Annotated in this window: 14 protein-coding genes and 1 pseudogene; 8 read left to right on the top strand and 7 right to left on the bottom strand. The window is 73.2% G+C overall.

Annotation, left to right across the window (positions count from 1 at the left end):
* Positions 1 to 20 precede the first annotated feature (20 nt).
* The 3 genes from glgX to treZ are packed head-to-tail and all read left to right on the top strand — an operon-like array spanning position 21 to position 6,048.
* Complete coding sequence (gene glgX, locus Q5530_RS02410) at positions 21 to 2,147, top strand: glycogen debranching protein GlgX (RefSeq protein ID WP_415360403.1); 2,127 nt, start codon at positions 21 to 23, stop codon at positions 2,145 to 2,147.
* Positions 2,144 to 4,315: a malto-oligosyltrehalose synthase gene (gene treY, locus Q5530_RS02405; RefSeq protein WP_415360402.1), complete on the top strand. Its 2,172-nt coding sequence runs from the start codon at positions 2,144 to 2,146 to the stop codon at positions 4,313 to 4,315. The genes glgX and treY overlap by 4 nt, the downstream gene beginning before the upstream one ends.
* Positions 4,312 to 6,048: a malto-oligosyltrehalose trehalohydrolase gene (treZ, locus tag Q5530_RS02400; protein WP_415360400.1), complete on the top strand. Its 1,737-nt coding sequence runs from the start codon at positions 4,312 to 4,314 to the stop codon at positions 6,046 to 6,048. Before treY ends, treZ begins: the two co-directional genes overlap by 4 nt.
* Here the strand turns inward: treZ and Q5530_RS02395 are convergent.
* Together Q5530_RS02395 and Q5530_RS02390 are read right to left on the bottom strand one after the other, a co-directional pair.
* Complete coding sequence (locus Q5530_RS02395; protein ID WP_380633447.1) at positions 6,017 to 6,508, bottom strand: ANTAR domain-containing protein; 492 nt, start codon at positions 6,506 to 6,508, stop codon at positions 6,017 to 6,019. The two genes, treZ and Q5530_RS02395, sit on opposite strands and share 32 nt — an antisense overlap.
* A 208-nt stretch (positions 6,509 to 6,716) precedes the next feature.
* A complete protein-coding gene (locus tag Q5530_RS02390; protein ID WP_415360398.1) occupies positions 6,717 to 7,076 on the bottom strand; it encodes a VOC family protein in 360 nt (119 codons plus the stop codon).
* Positions 7,077 to 7,150: 74 nt separating this feature from the next.
* On the opposite strand from Q5530_RS02390, the gene Q5530_RS02385 reads away from it, so the two are divergent.
* A complete protein-coding gene (locus Q5530_RS02385; protein ID WP_380633450.1) occupies positions 7,151 to 7,324 on the top strand; it encodes a CsbD family protein in 174 nt (57 codons plus the stop codon).
* Entirely contained in the window at positions 7,317 to 7,946 is a 630-nt protein-coding gene (locus Q5530_RS02380) for a UdgX family uracil-DNA binding protein (RefSeq protein ID WP_415360396.1), read from the top strand. The genes Q5530_RS02385 and Q5530_RS02380 overlap by 8 nt, the downstream gene beginning before the upstream one ends.
* Before the next feature lie 329 nt (positions 7,947 to 8,275).
* On the opposite strand, the gene Q5530_RS02375 is transcribed toward Q5530_RS02380, so the two are convergent.
* The gene (locus Q5530_RS02375; protein ID WP_415360395.1) at positions 8,276 to 8,791 is read right to left on the bottom strand and encodes a lytic polysaccharide monooxygenase auxiliary activity family 9 protein; all 516 of its coding nucleotides are present in this window, start codon (positions 8,789 to 8,791) and stop codon (positions 8,276 to 8,278) included.
* Between the two features lie 328 nt (positions 8,792 to 9,119).
* Here Q5530_RS02375 and Q5530_RS02370 point away from each other — a divergent pair.
* Positions 9,120 to 9,662, top strand: a pseudogene (locus Q5530_RS02370) (AfsR/SARP family transcriptional regulator); the annotation flags it as partial.
* 243 nt (positions 9,663 to 9,905) lie between these two features.
* On the opposite strand, the gene Q5530_RS02365 reads toward Q5530_RS02370, so the two are convergent.
* Complete coding sequence (locus Q5530_RS02365; protein ID WP_415360392.1) at positions 9,906 to 10,532, bottom strand: hypothetical protein; 627 nt, start codon at positions 10,530 to 10,532, stop codon at positions 9,906 to 9,908.
* 170 nt (positions 10,533 to 10,702) lie between these two features.
* On the opposite strand from Q5530_RS02365, the gene Q5530_RS02360 reads away from it, so the two are divergent.
* Together Q5530_RS02360 and Q5530_RS02355 are read left to right on the top strand one after the other, a co-directional pair.
* Positions 10,703 to 10,873 carry a hypothetical protein gene (locus Q5530_RS02360; protein WP_380633461.1) on the top strand — a complete coding sequence of 57 codons (171 nt, stop codon included), beginning with the start codon at positions 10,703 to 10,705 and terminating at the stop codon, positions 10,871 to 10,873.
* A 138-nt stretch (positions 10,874 to 11,011) separates the two neighbouring features.
* Positions 11,012 to 12,625 (top strand): aKG-HExxH-type peptide beta-hydroxylase, encoded by a 1,614-nt coding sequence (locus Q5530_RS02355; RefSeq protein ID WP_415360391.1) that lies wholly within the window; start codon positions 11,012 to 11,014, stop codon positions 12,623 to 12,625.
* Positions 12,626 to 12,646: 21 nt separating this feature from the next.
* Here Q5530_RS02355 and fxsT read toward each other — a convergent pair whose 3' ends face one another.
* Genes fxsT through Q5530_RS02340 form a run of 3 tightly spaced genes read right to left on the bottom strand, consistent with a single transcriptional unit; the run spans position 12,647 to position 19,454 of the window.
* Positions 12,647 to 16,954, bottom strand: a complete 4,308-nt coding sequence (gene fxsT, locus Q5530_RS02350) for an FxSxx-COOH system tetratricopeptide repeat protein (RefSeq protein WP_415360389.1) — start codon at positions 16,952 to 16,954, stop codon at positions 12,647 to 12,649.
* Entirely contained in the window at positions 16,951 to 17,958 is a 1,008-nt protein-coding gene (locus tag Q5530_RS02345) for an AAA family ATPase (RefSeq protein ID WP_415360388.1), read from the bottom strand. The genes fxsT and Q5530_RS02345 overlap by 4 nt, the downstream gene beginning before the upstream one ends.
* On the bottom strand, positions 17,955 to 19,454 hold the full coding sequence (locus Q5530_RS02340; RefSeq protein WP_380633466.1) for an effector-associated domain 2-containing protein: 1,500 nt from the start codon (positions 19,452 to 19,454) through the stop codon (positions 17,955 to 17,957). Before Q5530_RS02340 ends, Q5530_RS02345 begins: the two co-directional genes overlap by 4 nt.
* Positions 19,455 to 19,677 lie beyond the last annotated feature (223 nt).

The following is a 19,677-nucleotide window of genomic DNA, read 5'->3' as shown; positions in this document are numbered from 1 at the left end:
AGCTCGTCGGAGGAAACCCTGTGCGGCCCTGGCCCGGAACTCCCTACCCGCTCGGCGCGACTTATGACGGCGTCGGCACCAACTTCACCCTCTTCTCGGAGGTCGCGGACTACGTCGAACTCTGCCTCTTCGACGCGGACGGGGCCGAAACGCGCGTGCGGCTGCCCGAGGTGGACGGCTTCGTCCACCACGGCTACATCCCCGGCGTCGGTCCCGGCCAGAAGTACGGCTACCGCGTGCACGGTCCCCACGATCCCGGGCGCGGTCTGCGGTGCAACCCCCACAAGCTGCTGATCGACCCGTACGCCAAGGCGATCACCGGCGAGGTCGAGTGGCACGAGTCGCTGTTCGGCTACCCCTTCGGGTCGCCGGAGGAGCGCAACGACCAGGACTCGGCCGGCCACGTGCCGCTGTCGGTCGTGGTCAACCCGTTCTTCGACTGGGCCAACGACCGCCCGCCGAAGACGCCCTACAACGAGACCGTCATCTACGAGGCCCACGTCAAGGGCCTGACCATGCTGCACCCGGAGGTCCCGGAGCGCCTGCGCGGCACCTACGCGGGCCTGGCGCACCCGGCGGTGATCGAACACCTCAAGAGCCTCGGCGTGACCGCGATCGAGCTGATGCCGGTGCACCAGTTCATCAGCGACCACGGCCTGGAGCAGAAGGGCCTGAGGAACTACTGGGGCTACAACACGATCGGGTTCTTCGCGCCGCACGAGGGTTACGCGGCGCTGCCGGAGAACGCCGGTCAGGTCCAGGAGTTCAAGGGCATGGTGCGCGCCCTGCACGAGGCGAACATCGAGGTCATCCTCGACGTGGTCTACAACCACACCGCCGAGGGCAACCACCTGGGCCCGACGCTGTCCATGCGGGGCATCGACAACCAGGCGTACTACCGCCTGGTCGAGGACGACCCCAAGTTCTACATGGACTACACCGGCACCGGGAACTCGCTGAACGTGCGCAGCCCGCACACGCTCCAGCTGATCATGGACTCGCTGCGCTACTGGGTGACCGAGATGCGGGTGGACGGGTTCCGCTTCGACCTCGCCGCGACCCTGGCGCGGGAGTTCTACGACGTGGACCGGCTGTCCACGTTCTTCGACCTGGTCCAGCAGGACCCGGTGGTCAGCCAGGTCAAGCTCATCGCCGAGCCCTGGGACGTCGGCCCCGGCGGCTACCAGGTGGGCAACTTCCCGCCGCTGTGGACCGAGTGGAACGGCAAGTACCGGGACACCGTGCGCGACTTCTGGCGCGGCGAGCCGGCCACGCTCGGTGAGTTCGCCTCGCGCATCACCGGTTCGTCGGACCTCTACAAGGACGACGGGCGGCGACCGTACGCCTCGATCAACTTCGTCATCGCCCACGACGGCTTCACCCTCAACGACCTGGTCTCGTACAACGACAAGCACAACGAGGCCAACGGCGAGGACGGCCGCGACGGCGCCGACGACAACCGGTCGTGGAACTGCGGCGTCGAGGGACCCACCGACGACCCGGAGGTCAACGAGCTGCGGGCCCGGCAGCGGCGCAACATGACGGCCACCCTGCTGCTGTCGCAGGGCGTGCCGATGCTGCTGCACGGCGACGAGCTGGCCCGCACCCAGCAGGGCAACAACAACGCCTACTGCCAGGACAACGAGCTGTCGTGGGTCGACTGGTCGCTGCTGGAGAAGAACCGCGACCTGGTCGACTTCACCTCCGCGCTCACCGAGTTCCGCAAGCAGCACCCCGTGCTGCGCCGCCGCCGGTTCTTCCAGGGCAAGCCCATCCGCAAGGGCGACGAGCTGCGCGACATCGCCTGGTTCACCCCCGCGGGCGAGGAGATGCAGGAGCAGAACTGGGACGACGGCTTCGGCAAGTGCATCGTCGTGTTCCTCAACGGCGAGGGCATCCCGGACCTGGACCAGCGCGGGATGCGGGTGCTCGACGACTCGTTCCTGCTCGCCTTCAACGCCCACCACGAGGACATCGAGGTCACCCTGCCCGAACCCGACTACGGCCCTCAGTGGACCGTGGTCGTCGACACCGCCACCGGCACCGTGGTCGCGCCCGAGCTGGGTGAGGACCCCATCCCCGCCGGGGGCAAGCTCACCCTGGCGAGTCGCTCCCTCGTCGTGCTCCAGCGGACAGGTGTGGAATGAGCGTCCCGTCCTCCACCTACCGGATCCAGTTCACTCCCGACTTCACCTTCGCCGACGCGGAGGCGGTGGTCGACTACCTGGACGCGTTGGGCGCCGGCGCCCTGTACGCGTCGCCGCTGCTGGAGGCGGTGCCCGGCTCCACGCACGGCTACGACGTGACCGACCCGACCAGGGCCCGTGACGAGCTGGGCGGCGAGGCGGGCCGGGTCGCGCTGAGCAAGGCGGTGCGGGGCGCCGGCCTCGGGTTCGTGCTCGACGTCGTGCCCAACCACATGGCCGTCGACCACGACGACGCCAACGCCTGGTGGTGGGACGTGCTGCGGCACGGCCGCGAATCGCGGTACGCGCACTACTTCGACGTCGACTGGGACTCCGGCAAGCTCCTGCTGCCCTTCGCCGCCGACGAGGCGTCGGAGGAGGAGCACGAGCACTACCGGCTGGCGTTCTGGCGGCGCGGCAACACGGAGCTGAACTACCGGCGGTTCTTCGACATCACCACGCTGGCCGGCGTGCGGGTCGAGGACCCGGAGGTGTTCGAGGCCACCCACGGCGAGCTGCTGCGGTGGGTGGCCGCGGGCGAGGTCACCGGCCTGCGGGTGGACCACCCGGACGGCCTGGCCGACCCCGGCGGCTACGTGCGGCGGCTCAAGGAGCGCTCGGGCGCGTGGCTCGTCGTGGAGAAGATCCTCGGCGTGGACGAGGCGCTGCCCGCGAGCTGGCCCGCCGAGGGCACCACCGGCTACGACGCGCTGCGCGAGGTGTGCGGGCTGTTCGTCGACCCGGCGGGCGAGGAGGGCTTCACCGCGCTGGCCCGCGAGCTGGGCGTGCCGGTGGACTTCGCCGTCGTCGAGCACGAGAGCCGCGAGCTGGTCGCGGGCACCATCCTGCGCGCCGAGGTGCGCCGGATCGCCGCGCTGCTGCGGCACCCGGACCGGGACGAGGCCGAGCGGGCGGTGGCCGAGGTCATGGTCAACTTCCCGGTCTACCGCTCCTACCTGCCCGAGGGGCTGGAGGCGTGGGAGGCGGCGGTGGCCAGGGCCGCCTCGCCCGCCGCGCGGGCGCTCGACGAGCAGGTCCGCGCCGACCCGGGCGGCGAGCTGGCCACCCGGATCCAGCAGACCTCCGGCATGGTCGTCGCCAAGGGCACCGAGGACACCGCGTTCTACCGCTACACCCGGTTCGTCGCGCTCAACGAGGTGGGCGGCGCGCCCGACCGCTTCGGCGTGCCGCCGGAGGAGTTCCACCGGCGGGCGGCCCTGCGCGAGTCGGGCGCGCCCCACGGCATGACCGCCCTGTCCACGCACGACACCAAGCGGTCCGAGGACGTGCGGGCCAGGCTCGCGGTGTTGGCGGAGATGCCCGACGAGTTCGCCGCGCACGTGCGCCGGTGGACCGCCGAGCACCCGATCGACGAGCCGTCGCTCAACGCCCTGGCCTGGCAGTCGCTGGTCGGCGCGTGGCCGATCACCGCCGACCGGATGCGCGACTACCTGGACAAGGCGGCCAAGGAGTCGAAGGTCCGCACCACCTGGACCGACCACGACGAGGAGTTCGAGGCGGCCGTGGCCGCGTGGCCCGACCGGGTGCTGGACGGACCCGTGGCGGCCGACGTGGCGGCGTTCGTGGACCGGGTCGTGGGCCACGGCTGGTCCAACGCGCTGGGCCAGAAGCTGGTCCAGCTCACCGCGCCCGGCGTGCCCGACGTCTACCAGGGCACCGAGCTGTGGGACCTGTCGCTGGTCGACCCCGACAACCGCCGCCCGGTCGACTACGAGGTGCGGCGCAGGCTGCTGCGGCGCATCGAGGAGGGCTGGCTGCCGGAGGTGGACGACTCGGGCGCGGCCAAGCTGCTCGTGGTGCACCGCGCGCTGCGGCTGCGCCGGGAACGGCCCGAGCTGTTCCGCGGCTACCGGCCGCTGCCCGCCGCCGGACCGGCCGCACCGCACGCAGTCGCGTTCGAGCGGACCGGTGTGGTTGCGGTGGCCACCCGCCTTCCGGTGGGCTTGGCGAACGCGGGCGGGTGGGGCGACACGGTGCTGCCGCTGCCGGCGGGGGAGTGGACCGACGTGCTCACCTCCCGGCCGGTGCCGGGTTCGACGTCGTCCCCGCGCCTGGCCGAACTGCTGGACCGCTACCCGGTGGCGCTGCTGGTGCGAGGAGATCTGTGACTTTCTCGGTGTGGGCCCCGGCGCACGAACGCGTTCGGGTCCGGGTCGACGGGCACGACCACGACATGACGGCCGGTCGGGACGGGTGGTGGCACGCGGACGTGCCCCGGGAGGCGGGCGCGGACTACGCGTTCGTGCTCGACGGGGACGCCCTGCCCGACCCCCGGTCGGCGTGGCAGCCGAACGGCGTGCACGCCGCCTCGCGGGTGTACGACCACTCGGCGTTCCGGTGGACCGACTCGGCCTGGACCGGGCGCGGGCTGCCCGGCGCGGTGATCTACGAGCTGCACATCGGCACGTTCACCCCGTCCGGCGAGTTCGACGGCGCGATCGAGCGACTCGACCACCTGGTGTCGCTCGGCATCACCCACGTCGAGGTGATGCCGGTCAACTCCTTCGACGGAACCGCCGGCTGGGGTTATGACGGTGTGCTGTGGGGCGCGGTGCACGAGCCCTACGGCGGGCCGGACGGGTTCAAGCGGTTCGTCGACGCCTGCCACGCGCGCGGGCTGGCCGTGCTGCTCGACGTGGTCTACAACCACCTCGGCCCCTCCGGCGCGTACCTCGACCGGTTCGGGCCGTACTTCGCGGGCAGCAACGAGTGGGGCCCCGGCCTCAACCTCGACGGCGAGGGCGCGGACGAGGTGCGCCGATACGTGATCGACAACGCGCTGGGCTGGCTGCGCGACTTCCACGTCGACGGGCTGCGGCTCGACGCCGTGCACGCGCTGGTGGACCGCAGCGCGCTGCACGTGCTGGAGCAGCTGGCCGTGGAGGTGGACGCGCTGTCGGCGGGACTGGGCCGGCCGCTCACCCTGATCGCCGAGTCCGACCTCAACGACGCCCGCCTGGTGACCGCGCGCGAGGCGGGCGGCCACGGCCTGCACGCCCAGTGGGCCGACGACCTGCACCACGCGCTGCACGTGGCGCTCAGCGGCGAGACGTTCGGCTACTACCCGGACTTCGAGGGCCGGCTCGGCAAGACCCTGCGCGAGGTGTTCTTCCACGCGGGCACCTGGTCGTCGTTCCGGGGCCGGCGCCACGGCCGCCCGGTCGACCGGAGGCTGCCGGGCTACCGGTTCCTGGCCTACCTCCAGAACCACGACCAGGTCGGCAACCGGGCCACCGGCGACCGGCTGTCGGCGACGGTGTCCCCGCGCCGCCTCGCCGTGGGCGCCGCGATCGTGCTGTGCTCCCCGTACACGCCCATGATCTTCATGGGGGAGGAGTGGGCGGCGAGCACGCCCTGGCAGTTCTTCGCCTCGTTCCCGGACCCCGGGCTCGCCGAGGCGGTGCGCACCGGCCGGCGGCGCGAGTTCGGCCGCCACGGGTGGGACGAGCAGGAGGTGCCCGACCCGATGGACCCGGAGACCGTGCGTCGCTCCGTGCTCCGCTGGGACGAGGTGACCGAGGACGGCCACCGGGAGCTGCTGGAGACCTACCGGGCGCTGATCGCGCTGCGCCGGGAACGGCCCGAGCTGGCGGACCCGCGGCTGGACCGGTTCGCAGTGCGCGAGGAGGGCCCGGTCCTGGTGCTGGAGCGGGGCCCGCTGCGCGTGGTGTGCAACCTCGGGCCGGACGCGGAGGTGCGGCTCGACGTCGAGCCGCTGGACGTGCTGCTCGCCTCCGAGGGCGTGAAGGTCGCCGGGCAGGTCGCGCACCTGCCCGGCGACTCCTTCGCCGTGCTCGGTCCCCCGGCGCTCAGTCCCCCGGCAGCCAGCCCACCTCGGTGAGCTTCTCCGCGAGCAGCTGGCCGGCCAGGGTGACCTGGTCGGCCAGTTGTCTTCGCACCTCCGGTCGCTCGTCCTCGGCCTCCCGGGCCGCGTCGTAGGCCGCGACCAGTCGCCTGGCCGCGTGCACCACGTCGACCCCGGGCCACTCGGACGCGGCGACCCGGCCGTTCGGCTCCGCGGACAGGTGCACGGCGCGCACCGCCTGGCGCGGCCCCAGCTCGGCCGACAGGTCGAGCAGCTTCAGCGCTATCGTGTGCAACTTCACGTTGTGGTGCTGCGACATGCGCACGAGCAGCTGGAACCCCTCTTGCGGCGTGCAGCCCTGCACCGCCGAGATCAGGCCGGTGGCCTGTCCGATCACGGTGCGCGTCTGCACGGCTTTGCGCAGTCCCATCACCTCGGCCTCGAGGCTGGCGATCCGCGCGGTCAGCGAATCGTCACGGCCGTTGTCCCCGACCACGGTCGGGCTCCTCTCGCACGTCGGTACCGGTCAGCCAGGCCAGCTGTGCAAGAGCGCCAAAGGACACGCGGGTGCCCGACCCAGGCAAGCCCACAGCTCTCGCTGACCCTGGTGCCCTTTCGGGCGCGGGTGGCTTGCGGCTGGCTTTTCAACCGCGTAGACGATCACCGTAGTCGAGAGAGGGTGGCCCGGCGAAACTGGACCGCCCTCAGCGTGGCGGGAGGACGCAGAACTCGTTGCCCGCCGGATCGGTGAGCACCACCCACGGCAAGCCCTCGTCGCCGCCCACCCGCCGGGCCCCGAGCCCGACCAGCCGGTCCACCTCGGCGTCCCGGTCCCGGGGCGCCGCGAGGTCCAGGTGCAGGCGGTTCTTGGTGGTCTTCGGCTCGTCGACGGGCTGGAGCAGCAGCATCGGCCCGTCACCGGTCAGCTCGGTGTAGGTCATCCCGCGCGGGTCCTGCCACCGGCGGTCGACCCGGTACCCCAAAGCCGAGCACCAAAACTCCGAAAGGGCGCTGACCTGCGCGGAAGTGCAGTCGATCACGAGGGCGAGGATGCGTGAGGTCATGTCCGCCGGTTTCCCCGGACGGGTGGCCGGGTATCCACCTGATGAGACCGCAGCACGAAGGAAGGACTTCGCTCATGGGTGCCGACGAGAAGTTCGACAACAAGGCCGAGGAGCTCAAGGGCCGGGCCAAGGAGGCCGTCGGCGACGCCACCGACAACGAGCAGTTGCAGGCGGAGGGTCGTACCGACCAGGCCAAGGGCTCCCTCAAGCAGGCCGCGGAGAAGGTGAAGGACGCCTTCCGTGGCTAGTCGCACGACGACCAGCGCCGCCCCGTTCGTGCCGGAAGGCGCGGATTTGGCGGCGCTGCGCCGTGCGGCGGACGGGTGCCGGGGGTGTCACCTGTACGAGGACGCCACCCGGGTGGTCTTCGGCGCCGGGCCCGAGGACGCCCGCCTGCTGGTCGTGGGCGAGCAGCCCGGTGACGTCGAGGACCGGCGCGGCGAGCCGTTCGTGGGACCCGCCGGCAAGCTGCTGGACAAGGCCCTGGCGGAGGCGGACCTGGACCGCGAGGGCGTCTACCTGACCAACGCGGTCAAGCACTTCAAGTTCACCCCGGACGCCCGCGGCACGCGGCGCATCCACAAGTCGCCGGTGCGCGGCGAGGTCACGGCCTGCCTGCCGTGGCTGCACGCCGAACTGGCGCGGGTCGACCCCGACCTGGTCGTCTGCCTGGGAGCCACCGCCGCCAAGGCCGTGCTCGGCAACGACTTCAAGGTCACCGAGCGGCGCGGGCAGCTGGAGGAGCGCGGGGGTCGTGACGTCATCGCCACGATCCACCCCTCGGCCGTCCTGCGCGCCCCCGACCGCGACGAGGCGTACCAGGGCTTCCTGGCGGACCTCCGCGCGGTCCGCCGTCACCTGGGAACGTGAAACGGCCCCCTGACCGCTTCCCGCGCCGGAGGGCACGGGCCGAGCTGGACTGGGCTCGGGGTCACGGGGGCCGGGTGGCTGTCTGGGATTCGCCCAGACCACCTGGGAAAGGCCGGTCCTAGCGGACAGCCACCTCACGACGAGTCCTGTAGCTATGCAACTTGGGACCACCTCCTTCCTCGTGTGACACGAACCTATGCGAGGGTCGGCGCACCTCGCAACGGAAAATCTCGTTCGTCACAACACGCCTGGTCAGGGCGTCGTCACAGGGTCGGACCGACCCCGCGCGAGGGGGTGGGGCGCGCCGGGTGGCGCGCCCCACCTCGCGATCAGCCCACGTTCACGTCGACGCAGGAGTAGAACGCGTTCGCGGTGTCGCCGATGTTCCAGATGGCGAGCACCGTCTGCCTGCCGGACGACGGCAGGGTCACGGTGTGCGACACGGTGGCCGGCGGCTGCTGGTTGTTGCCGCTGATGTTGGCCACCCGCTGGCCGCCCACGTAGTACTCGTAGTTGGCCGTGCGGTGCCGCGCGGTGAAGACCCAGTTGAACGTGACCGTGCGACCGACGTTGCTGACCCGCCAGCCCTTGTTGTTGTCGTTCAACTCGGCGAAGTGGGCGACGCCGCCGTTGCAGCTGCGCAGGCCCTTCGGGCCCTCGACGCTCTGCGGCTCCCACTGGATGGCGCCGCAGGACACCGTCTTGGCGGCGCACTGGGCCTGGCGGCTGGGCGGGGACGAGATGTAGCCGTGCGCGAAAGCGGGTGCCGACGGCAGGGCGACGGACACGAGCGGTGCGGCGAGCACGCCGGCCGCCACTGCGGCGATCCTTCGGCGGAGTGACATGGGGACTCCTTCGGTCGGATGGGCGGAAACGCTTGTGGCGAACGCCAACCCGAGTGCGCGTGGGTGGAGGTGCAGGGCGTTCACCCAAACGCGGCGGCCGGTCTAGACCATACTCTGTGTGATCGCCCGGTGACAACCTCTAGCTGGGCAGAGTGGTTTTCGGATGTCCGGTCATCACCCGGAGCGTCCGCCTCCGGGCGCTCCTGCGGTCATCCGGCGGCCGAGGGCCTGGGCTGTTCGGGTGGATTGCCCGCGACCCCTCCGCGTCGTGCCGCCCGGCCCGCTATTGCTGGTCGTGGGGGTGTGACCGTGCGGTTGTGCTTGTTGGGTGAGGTGGCGTGCGCGTGGACGGTCGCCGGCTCGACCTGGGGCCGGCGAGGCAGCGGTGCGTGTGGGCGGCGTTGGTGGTGGATGTCGATCGGGTGGTGTCGGTGGAGCGCCTGGTCGACCGGGTGTGGGGTGGGGATCCGCCGGTGCGGGCGCGGGCGGTTACCTGTTGGCGGTCGAGGAGTCCTCGGTCGACCTGCACCGGTTCCGCGCCCTGGGCGCCCGCGCCCGCGAGGCCGACGCGGTGCGGGTGTTGACCGAGGCGCTGGGGCTGTGGCGCGGAGAGGCGTTGACCGGGCTGAACGGCGAGTGGGCGGCCGCCGAGCGGGACCGGCTCGGCCGCGAGCGGCTGGCCGCCGAGCACGACCTGGTCGACGCCCGGCTGCGCCTGGGCCACGGCGAGGAGCTGGTGACCGAGCTGGCCGCGCGCGTGGAGGAGCACCCGCTGGACGAGCGGGTGGCGGCCCAACACCTGCTGGCCCTGCACCGCGCCGGGCGCACCGCCGACGCCCTGGAGCACTACCAGCGGCTGCGGGAGCGGCTGGTGGAGGAGCTGGGCGCCGACCCCGGTGCCGCGCTGCGGGACCTGCACCAGCGCCTTCTCGACGACCCCGCCCCACCCACCGCCGGCGCGAGCACGGCGACCTCGACGGCCGACCACGGCCTTCGCGACCTCGATCTTCGCGACCTCGATTTTCGCGACCGCGGCGACGACCGGCCGCACCGGAGCGCGGAAACCGCCGTACAGGTCCGAAGAACCCCGGTGAGCCGCCGCGACGCCCCGCCGTCACCTCGCGGCGAAAACCCCCTCGACGTGCGCGCGCAGGTCACCGGGCTCGATGACGGTGGTCAGCGCCGACCCCGCCAGCTCGGCGGCCCGCCCCTCCCCGCCCGCCGCGATCTCGTCGGCCGTGCGCCCGGTGCCGCGCAGCACCGCCAGCGGCCGGCCGCGGCGCACGCTGTGCTCGGCGTCCTCCCACGCCACCGCGCCGCCGTTGGCCAGCACGGTCAGCGAGGGCGCCGCCCCGGCGACCACGTCGGCCAGGTCCGCCAGCCACGGCGCCTCGTCGCCCCACCGGCGCCCCGGCACCAGCACCAGGTGCGTGTGGTGCGGCTCCGGCACCACCGCGCCGGCCAGCTCCGCGACGACCACCCCGACCAGCGGGAACCGCCCGCCCGCCGCCGCCCGCGCGCGCCCGGCGGCCCGCATCACGCCGCTGTCCGTGCCACCGTCCAGGACGACCGCGTCCCGGGCGTCCAGCAGCGGCACGAGCTCGCGCAACACCTGTTCCAGGTCCGCCACGTCCGCCCGGTCCATCCGGTCGGCGCCGCCGACGAGCACCAGCACCGGCCGCCCGAGCGGCAGGCCGACACCGCCCAGCTCCGACCTCGACGAGACCCGCGTCGTCTCCACGATCGACGACCGTACCGGCGCGCGTGCGCCCGCCGAACCGCTTCGGGAACCCCGGTTCGGCGGGCCGTCGGGGTGGACCTGTTGGCGGCCACCGGAATATCCGGCTGGGCGCTGCCGGACATGTGTGCGTTCGGGCATGATGGAAACGGCGGAACCGGGAGGCGGTCGACATGGCTGTGGAAACACCTGCGGAACTGTCCTCGGACTTGCTGGACCTCACCGCGACGTCGTTGTTCGAGATGAGATCGCTGCGCGACCCCGCGTTGGACCTGGCGGTGCGCCGGACGCTCGACCGCTTCCGGTCGGGCGACTTCGGCGATTCCGTCCAGGAACAGGCGTAGTCAACGGGCGGACGCGTGACCTCCCCCGGGTTGAGCACGCACCGCCTGCCGCGCTCCGTGTTCGACGAGATCTGTTCGGGAGCGCTGTCCGCGGCCGGGATGGCAATTTTGCGGACAACGCAGTACAGCGTTCGCCGGTTGCGCCTGCGCGCTTTCCTGGAAGCCGCTTCCGCGATCCCCGAACGGCTCGGTCCGTTCGCGGACCTGAACCGGGCGTGGACTTTGTTGGCCGAGGCCGAGCGGATCGCGCCCCGCGCGGTGGAGGACGTGCTGATGCACCATTCCGTCGGCGTGTGGCTCGGCCGGGCGCTGCGGCAGGTGACCGGCACCCCGGCGGACACCACGCCGCTGTGGTCCGAGGCCGGCTGGTTCCACGCGGTGGCCGCCGCCGCGGCCGTCAGGAGCGGCCTGGCGTGCGTGGTGGAGGTGCCGGTCGTGCACGGCGCGGTGACCCTGCCGACGGTGGGCGCCTGCCGGCTGCCCCACCGCTTCCCCGTCGGGCACGCCACCTTCCGGAACTCCTCCGCCGGCGCGGTGCTGGAGGTGGCCGGGCGGACGACCACCGCGAGGTGGGAGCCCGCGAAGCGGCAGCGCAGCACCTCGCGCGGCCGCACCATCGACGTGGTCCTGGACGACCTGAGCCCCTACCGCGAGTTCACCGGTCCGCTGCCGCCGGACCGGCTGGAGCCGGACGAGTGGGACGAGTGGCGCAAGCTGCTCGGGGAGGCGTGGGACCTGCTGACCGAGCGCCACCCCGGTCCGGCCGAGGAGCTGTCGGCGGGGTTGGCCGCGCTGGTGCCGCTGGACGCCCGGCGCGACGTGTTCGCGGCGTCCTCGGCGGCCGCGTTCGGCGCGATCGCCCTGTCTCCCAAGCGCTCCGCGGTGGAGTTCGGCGAGGCGCTGGTGCACGAGTTGCAGCACTCCAAGGTGAACGCGCTGCTCGAACTGGTGGAGCTGCACACCGGCGACGACGCGCCCGTGCACTACGCGCCGTGGCGTGACGACCCCCGGCCGCTGGAAGGGCTGCTGCACGGCGTCTACGCGTTCGTCAGCGTCGTCGAGTTCTGGCACGCGCACCGCGGCGCACCGCCCGTCGTGCCCGCCCGCCACGCCGGGTTCACCCTCGGCCACCGCGCCCGGCAGGTCGAACTCGCCCTGGCCGGCCTGCGCGGGTCGACCGCCCTCACCGACCTGGGCCGGGAGTTCGCCGCCGCGGTCTCCGTCCGGCTGGCCGCGTGCGACTCGACCCCCGGCACACCGGAGGTCGCCGCGGCGGTCGAGGGGCTCACCGCCGAGCACGCGGTCACCTGGCGGCTCCGGCACGTCCGACCGGACCCGGAGGGGGTCGAGGACGCCGTCACCGCGTGGCTCGACCGCCGCGGGGCCCCGGCCTGGCGGCGCCCCGGGCGCGTCGTGCCCGGGAAGGGCTCGGGCCGCTCGCTGCTGGCCGCCCTGCTCCGGCTCCGGGCGCTCGACCCCGACGGGTTCGGCCGGGTCGAGCACCGCGCCGGCCCGGAGTTCGCCCACCTGCGGGGCGAACTCCGGACGGCCGTCGACGGGTACACCGCCAGGGTGCGCGCGGCGCCCCACGACGTCGCCGCGTGGGCGGGCCTGGCGCTCGCGCTGGGCTCCCCCTCGCTGCGGCGGTCGCCCGAGGTGGTCCGGGCCGCCTGCCGCGGCGTGGCCGCGCGCACCGGCGCGGCGCCGTCACCGGTGGAGCTGGCGGCCTGGTTCGACCGGACCGTCGGCTGACCGGGCCGCCGGCTGACCGGCTCAGAACTGCATGGTGTCGGTGTCGCAGTTCGCCCGGACGTACTGGGTGGCCCCGGTCGTCGCCGGGTGGTCCTCGCCCAGCACCCGGCGGAACGCCTCCACCGTCCGGGCGTGCAGCACCGCCGCCTCGCTCTCCTCGCCGAGCGCGCGCAGGTCCAGCGACAGGTTCAGCGCGACGGCCAGCGTCGTCGGGTGGTCCTCGCCGAGCACCCTGGTCGACCGCTCGAACCCGGCCCGGTCCAGCTCCAGCGCCGCCTCGTGCTCCCCGGTGGCGGCCAGGTCGCTGGCCAGGTTGGTCGCCGCGATGAGGCTGTACGGGTGGTCCGCGTCGAACACCGCGATCAGCTTGGCGTGCGTGCGGCGGTCGAGGTCGAGCGCCTCCGCCACGTCGCCGCGCAGGCGCAGGGTCACGCCCAGGTTGGTCGCCGCGACGAGGGTGTACGGGTGGTCGGGACCCGACTTGCGCTCGAACGCCTCGAAGCTCTCCCGCGCCAGCCGGAGCGAGCCGTCGAGGTCGTCGAGGTGGCGCAGGTCGGTGGACAGGTTCATCCGCGCCGTGATGGTGTCCACGTGCTCCTCGCCCTGCCGGCGGCGGTAGTCCTCGACGCACTTCTCCGCCAGCTCCTTGGCCCGCGCGTGCTCGCCCGCCTTGCGCAGCGCCACCGACAGGCTGCGCGTGGCGCCGATGACCTGCGGGTGGTCCTCGCCGACCACCTGCCGCTGCCGGGCCAGCTGCACCTCCTGCTCCCGGGCGGCCTCGGTGTAGAGGCCCATCTCGCGCTGGTCCATGTAGAGGCTGTTGTACGAGGCGAAGGTGGACCGGTGGTCCGGCCCGAGGACCCTGGCCCGCCGCGCCAGGGTCGCCTGGTCGATCCGGAAGGCCCCCCGGTAATCACCCATGAGGCGGAACGAGCTGGCGAGGTTGTTGGCGTACTGCATGGTCGCGGGGTCGTCCTCGCCGAGGATCCTGACCGCGCCGTCGTAGACCTGCTGCCGCATCTTCAGCTCGTCGGCGAACTGGCCCTGGGCCCGGCGGTCGAGGGCGATGGTGTCCAGCATGTCGAGCATGGCCTCGTGCTCGTCGCCGACGACCTCGCGGAACCTCTCGTAGGTCTTCTCGTTGAGCTGCTGCGCCTCGGTCGTCAGGCCCAGCCGGCGCAGCGAGATCCCGTACCGGCGGGTCATCTCCAGCGTGTCGAACTCCCGCTCGCCCAGCACCTCGCGCCACGCCTCCGAGGTCTGCTTGGCCAGGTCGTGCGCGCCGCCGAAGTCGCCCGCGTTGAGCAGGTACCGGACCAGGTTCAGCACCAGCCCGCGCACCCACCGGTCCGTGCACTTCGCCGCGTTGGACACCAGGGCGTGGGGGAGCAGCTCGGCGTAGCGGGGCCAGTTGTCGGTGCTGTCCGGGTCGCCGGGGTCGCCGTTGACCAGCAGCACGTGCACCGCGTGGCGCATCCGGTCCTGCTCGGCCTTGTCGAGCTGGTTCTTCAGCACGGTCTGGACCAATCGGTGCAGTTGGAGGGCGTTGGCCCGGTGGTCGATCTTGGCCAGGCTGTAGCGGCTGATCTCGCGGACCGCGCGGCTGAGCCGGATCGGGTCGCTCAGCGCGGCGGCCAGCGCCTCGGGCACCGGGGCCTCGCGCACACCGCGGAACAGCTGCTGGGAGATCGGGTCCGGGCCGAAGAACGCGCAGACCTGGAGCAGCTGGAGCGCGGCGTGGTGGTCGTTCTTGAGCCGGTTGAGGGGCACGTTCCAGGCCGCGGCCACCGGGAGCTGGTCCTCGCTGGAGGTGCCCGCCTCCAGCAGCTCGGTGCGGTTCTGCTCCAGCAGCTCCAGGTACTCGGAGACCTGCATGCCGGTCTGGGCCCGCCAGGCGGCGGCCTGCTCCACGGCCAGCGGCAGGTCGCCGAGGGCCTCGGCCAGCGCGTCGGCCTCGGCGTCGTCGAGGTCGCCCCCGCGCAGGTGCAGCAGCTCGACGCTCTCCTCGCGGGTGAACAGGTCGACCTCGACCGGGCGGGCGTAACCGCCCCACTCGGAGTTGCGGGAGGTGACCACGATGTGGCCGGTGCCCGCCGGGAAGTAGCGCCGGACGTCCTGGGGCCGGTCGGCGTTGTCGAACACCAGCAGCCACCGGGAGTACGGCTCGCCCCGGCGCAGCGCCTCCAGCACGGAGGGCACGGCGGTGTCGGCGGTGCTCGCGGCGGCCACGCCCAGCCGCTTGGCCAGCTCGACGAAGCTCTGCTTGATCTGCTCCTGCCGTTCCGCCGAGATCCACCACACCACCTCGTACTCGGCGGCGTGGCGGTAGATGTACTCCACCACCGTCTGGGACTTGCCGACACCGCCCATGCCGTGCAGCGCCTCCGGCAGCACGGCCGTGGGACCCGACTCGCGCAACCGCTGCTGCAACTGCCCGAGCAGTTCGCCGCGGCCGACGAAGTCCGGGTTGCGCAGCGGCACGTGGCCCCAGACCCGGGGTTGCGCGCTGCCGGGGTGCCGCTCGCCTGTGGCCATCGGGGTACCGGGAGCGGTCACGTCGTCTCCTTCGGGCGGCGGCGACCCAGCCTCCACGTCCGGCTGGGTGTGGGTGATCGTCACAAGGTTCTCCTGATCAGGTGCGGCGTGCGGTCCTCCGCCCGTGCCGTGGACCCCCGCCCGCTCCAGCGAGCGGCGGATGCGCCGCGACCGCCGGGAGTAGGGACCCGACAGCGCCTTGAACACCGCCTCCTGCACGCGCAGGTAAGGCACGTTCTCGGGGGAGGCGTCGAGCTCCCGGGTGGTCTTGGGGTCGTCGAGCGCCAGGCGGAAGTTGCGCAACGCCTCGTTCCCCGCGCCGGCGTGCTCGTCGAGCACGCGGGCGACGCGGGCGGTGTCCGAGCGGCGTGAGGTCGCCAGCAGTTCCTCGCGGACACCGGTGTTGAACTCGTAGGCGACGGCCGCGGTGTCGCCGTCGACGCCCGGCAGTCGGGTCATCAACCCGCCGAGCATCACCTCGGCCAGGGCCGAGAGGTCGGAGCCGGGCAGCAGGACGCGCTGCACCAGCCCCATCAGCCGCGGGCTCAGCGGGGTGGCCGCCAACAGGCCCGCGAGCTGGAAACCGTCGGCCGAGGAGTAGGTGCGGAACCTCAGCACGCTCTCGGCGGCGTCGAGCGGTTCCTCCCCGTCGACCTCCGGCGCGGGGCCGGTGCACGGGCCGACCAGGGCGGCGGTCGTCTCGACCCACTCCGGGCCCGGGGCGGTGAGCAGGCGCGCCCACCCGGCCATCCACTCCGCGGACAGGCCCAGCACCGGCACCGGGGTGGCGTCGACGCGCGCGTCCGCGATCCGCAGCACGGCGTTGGGCGAGCCGGGGGCCGGGGCGCACAGCTTGAGCCGGCGGGTGGGCAGGCCGCCCCAGGACCACAGGCGCTGCGCCAGCGTCTGCACCACCGCCACCGGCATCGAGCGGCCCCAGTGGTGCAGCACGTGGCCGACCGCGCCCGCGTGCCAGGCGGGGCCGATGGTGTCGGTGAGGACCAGCACGATCCGGGTGCCCGCCGGCTCGACCAGGTACCGCCAGGGGTGCCGCGCACCGCCCTCCGAGCGCAGGGTCACCCGGTCGGGGTCGGACCCGGAGCTGTCCATCCCGTAGGTGCGCACGTCGCGGAACGCGCCGAGGCGCTCCAGCAGCAGCCGGAACTCGCGCACGGTCTGCTGCCAGATCTCGGCGGCCACGGTCGTGTCCACCACCAGGGCCAGGTCGAACCGCCGCCACGGCGCGGCCCGCCACTCGGGCAGCCACAGGCCGTCGCGGGCCGCCCGCACGGCGGTGGCCTCCTCGTCGAGCAGCCGCACGCGGGGCGAGGGCTGCCGGCGCCCCAGCGGCCGCAGGGCGCGGCCGATCCGGCGGCGTTCGGGCAGGGCGGGCACGGTCGGCCACGCCGAGACCGCGCTGACCTCCCCGTTCACCTGCGGCGCCGGGTCGGTGCGGTCCAGGGTGGTCGGGGTCGGCGTCCACCCCTGGGTGGGCGCCGGCTCCGGTCGCCGCGCCGGCTGCTCCGCCTCGGGCCGTTCGGGCTCCGGCTCCGGTTCGGGTGCCGGCTCCGGTCGGGGTTCCGGTCCCTGTCGGTCGGCCGCCGGCGCCGGGGGAGCGGGCGGTGGCGCGTCGGTCGCCGCGCCCGGCGCGTGCGCGGCGTGCGCGAGCCACAGCGAGTCCCGGACCTCGCGCAGCGTCAGGTCCGCGGTGCGCAGCCGCTCCACCCGGTGCCCGGTCGCGTCGAGGTGCTGGAGCAGCACCTCGCGGACGGTGGGTTCGCCTGGTCCCGTCATCCGGCCTCCGTGAGCGGGTGCCAGATGGCCTTGAGCAGCTCGGCCCACTCCTCGTCGGGCTCGTAGGCGCCGGAGGTGGCCAGGTGGACGGCGTTGAGCAGCTGGTCGGCCGACACCGTGCCCACCTCGTCGCGGTGGGCCAGGAAGTCGGCGATCAGCCGGGCGATGTCCACGCCGCGCGCGTCGCCGAAGTGCACGGCCACCATCTCCCCGAGCTGTTCGCGGCCGGGCTGGCGCACGTGCAGCCGCAGGCAGCGGCGGAGGAAGGCGGGCGTGAACTCGCGCTCGCCGTTGCTGGTGATGATCACCACCGGGAACTCCCGGCAGCGCACCGACCCGTGCGAGACGGTGGCGGTGTGGCCGCGGTCGGCGGTGAGCACCCGCACGTCGGCCTGGTGCTTGGCGTGGCGGACCAGCTCGGGGATGTCGTACTCGCCCTCCTCGAAGACGTTGAGCAGGTCGTTCGGCAGGTCGATGTCACCCTTGTCCAGCTCGTCGATCAGCAGCACGCGGGGCAGCCCGTAGGGCAGCAGGGCGGTGCCGAGGGCGCCCAGGTGGATGTAGTCGCCGATACCGGCGTCGGGGTCGCCCGCGCCCGCGGCCTGCACCCGGCCGATGGCGTCGTAGAGGTACAGGCCGTCCCGGAGGGTGGTGCGGCTGGTGACGGGCCAGCGCAGCACCGGGCCCAGCCCCAGCTCGCGCGCGACGAGGTAGGCCAGCGACGACTTGCCGGTGCCCGGCGCGCCGGTGACCAGCAGCGGGCGGCGCAGCCGGAGGGCGGCGTTGACCATCGCCACCTCGTCCGGGTGAGGGGTGCGGCGGACCGAGCGCACCCCGCCCACGCGGCGGTCGCCCTCGCCGCCGTCGTCGTCGGGTCTGGTCGCGTCACCCCGACCGGTGAACGTCCGCCACGGCGGGGGCGGGGGCAGGTCGCCCACCGGACCCCGGGCCACCTCGCCGGTGCCGTGGTAGACGAGACCACCGTGCGGGCCCCCACCGTTCATGCGACCGCCCCCTCGGGTGGCCCCGGTTGGCTGGGGAGGACGAGCCGGGTCGGGTCGTCGTAGAGGACCGTCAACGCCGCGCCGACGTGGCGTCGCGCGGGGCCTTCCGCGAACGCCGTGGTCCGGACGAGGCGAACGCGCTCCAGCAGGTGCCGCTCGTCCTCTTCGTGCAGCAGCGACTCGACCAGCGCGCCGAACTCCGCGGAGCCGCAGTCCTCGCGGTGCCACAGGACCAGCGGGACGCCGGCGCGCACCCCGGCCGCCACCGGGTCCCGGCCCGCCGCGTCCGGGTCGGGCGGCGCGGACAGCACCAGCGACACCAGGCCCCGTTCCCGGTCGAACAGCGACAGCAGCTCGCGCAGCTCGTCGTCCACCCCGGCGGGGGCCCGGCAGGTCGAGGCGTGCGCGACCCGGCTGTTCCGCTCCAGCTGCCGGGCCAGCTCCCCCCACCGCTCGCGCCACTCGCGGTGGTAGCGGCGGGTGACCATCCGCTCCAGGCTGCGCACCACCACCGGGTACCGGCAGCCCATCGGCCGCACCAGGTGGTCGGCGTTCTCCCAGGGCCACTGCTCGACGTCGAGCGACAGGTTCTCGTAGTCCAGCACGAACTCGATCCGGATGGCCGGCAGGTACTGCCCCCAGGCGTCCTCGACCTGCTCGATCGTCGCCGCGACCTCCCGCTTGACCTCCGCCAGCGGTCCGGCGAAGTCGCGGCCCGGCAGCGGCGCCCACTGGTGGGGGTTGCCCAGCTGCCGCCAGGACGCCAGGCGGTACCGGTCGCCCGTGGGGCCCTCCGAGCTGATCCGCAGCACCAGGTAGGCGGGTGAGCCGGGCGGCGGGGTGAGCGGGACGGCGGCCTCCGAGCGCAGCCGCTCGCGCGCCCGGGCCAGCTCGTCGACCAGGTCCATGGTGCGGGCCTGGGCGTAGGTCCAGCGCTGGAGCTCGATCGACAGCTCCGGGCGCACCCCGCTGGCCAGGCGCTCCAGGAACACCAGGGGAGGCGGCAACCCGTCCGGGCCCGCGTTGAACGTCTCCAGGATCCGGAAGACCTCGGACGGGGTCGTCGGCCCGTAGAGGTTCGGGGCGAAGGGACCGGCGACGGCGCGGTAGACGTCGGCGATGTCGGGAACAGCCACGCCGGCCAGCAATGTGAAAAGCCTTGCCCTGTCGTTGGTGGTGAACAGATCCGCCGGGGTCAGCTCGCCGACGATCCGGCGCAATTCTGCCATCGGCTTGGAATCCTGTTCCACCAGGCTCACGCTGCGCACCAGCGCGGAAAGGCGCTCCGGGGTCCGGTGGCACGCCTCGGCCAGGTTGAACAGGTGGCCGACGGGCATCGGGTGCTCCTCGACGAACAGCGGCTCGTCCAGTTCCGAGCTCATCATCCGGATCACCAGGTTGCGGCCCTCGCGGTCGAAGAGCGCCGGTACGCGGCACAGCACGTCGACGAGGGACCTGAGCAGCCCTCGCTGTCCCATGTCGTCCGCTCGGACCACGGTCGCTCCTGTTCCGCGCTGTCTTCTCCCCGGTGGTCCAACGCCCGCACGACGCGCTTGTGCTCCGCCTGGGGGCAATGGTCGGCTCACTACGTCATCTTCGTGGGGCATTCCTGCTTCCGGACGGGTGACAACCGATAGCTAGGTGAGGTTTTCTCACCTTTTTACCGGGCTCAACCAGTCAGGCTCGCAAAGAAATGCCCGACGGCAAAGGGAAGGTTCC

The sequence above is a fragment of the Saccharothrix sp. BKS2 genome (assembly GCF_047689505.1).
Classification (GTDB): Bacteria; Actinomycetota; Actinomycetes; order Mycobacteriales; family Pseudonocardiaceae; genus Actinosynnema; species Actinosynnema lopnurensis.
This window is presented reverse-complemented; position numbering and strand designations above follow the sequence as displayed.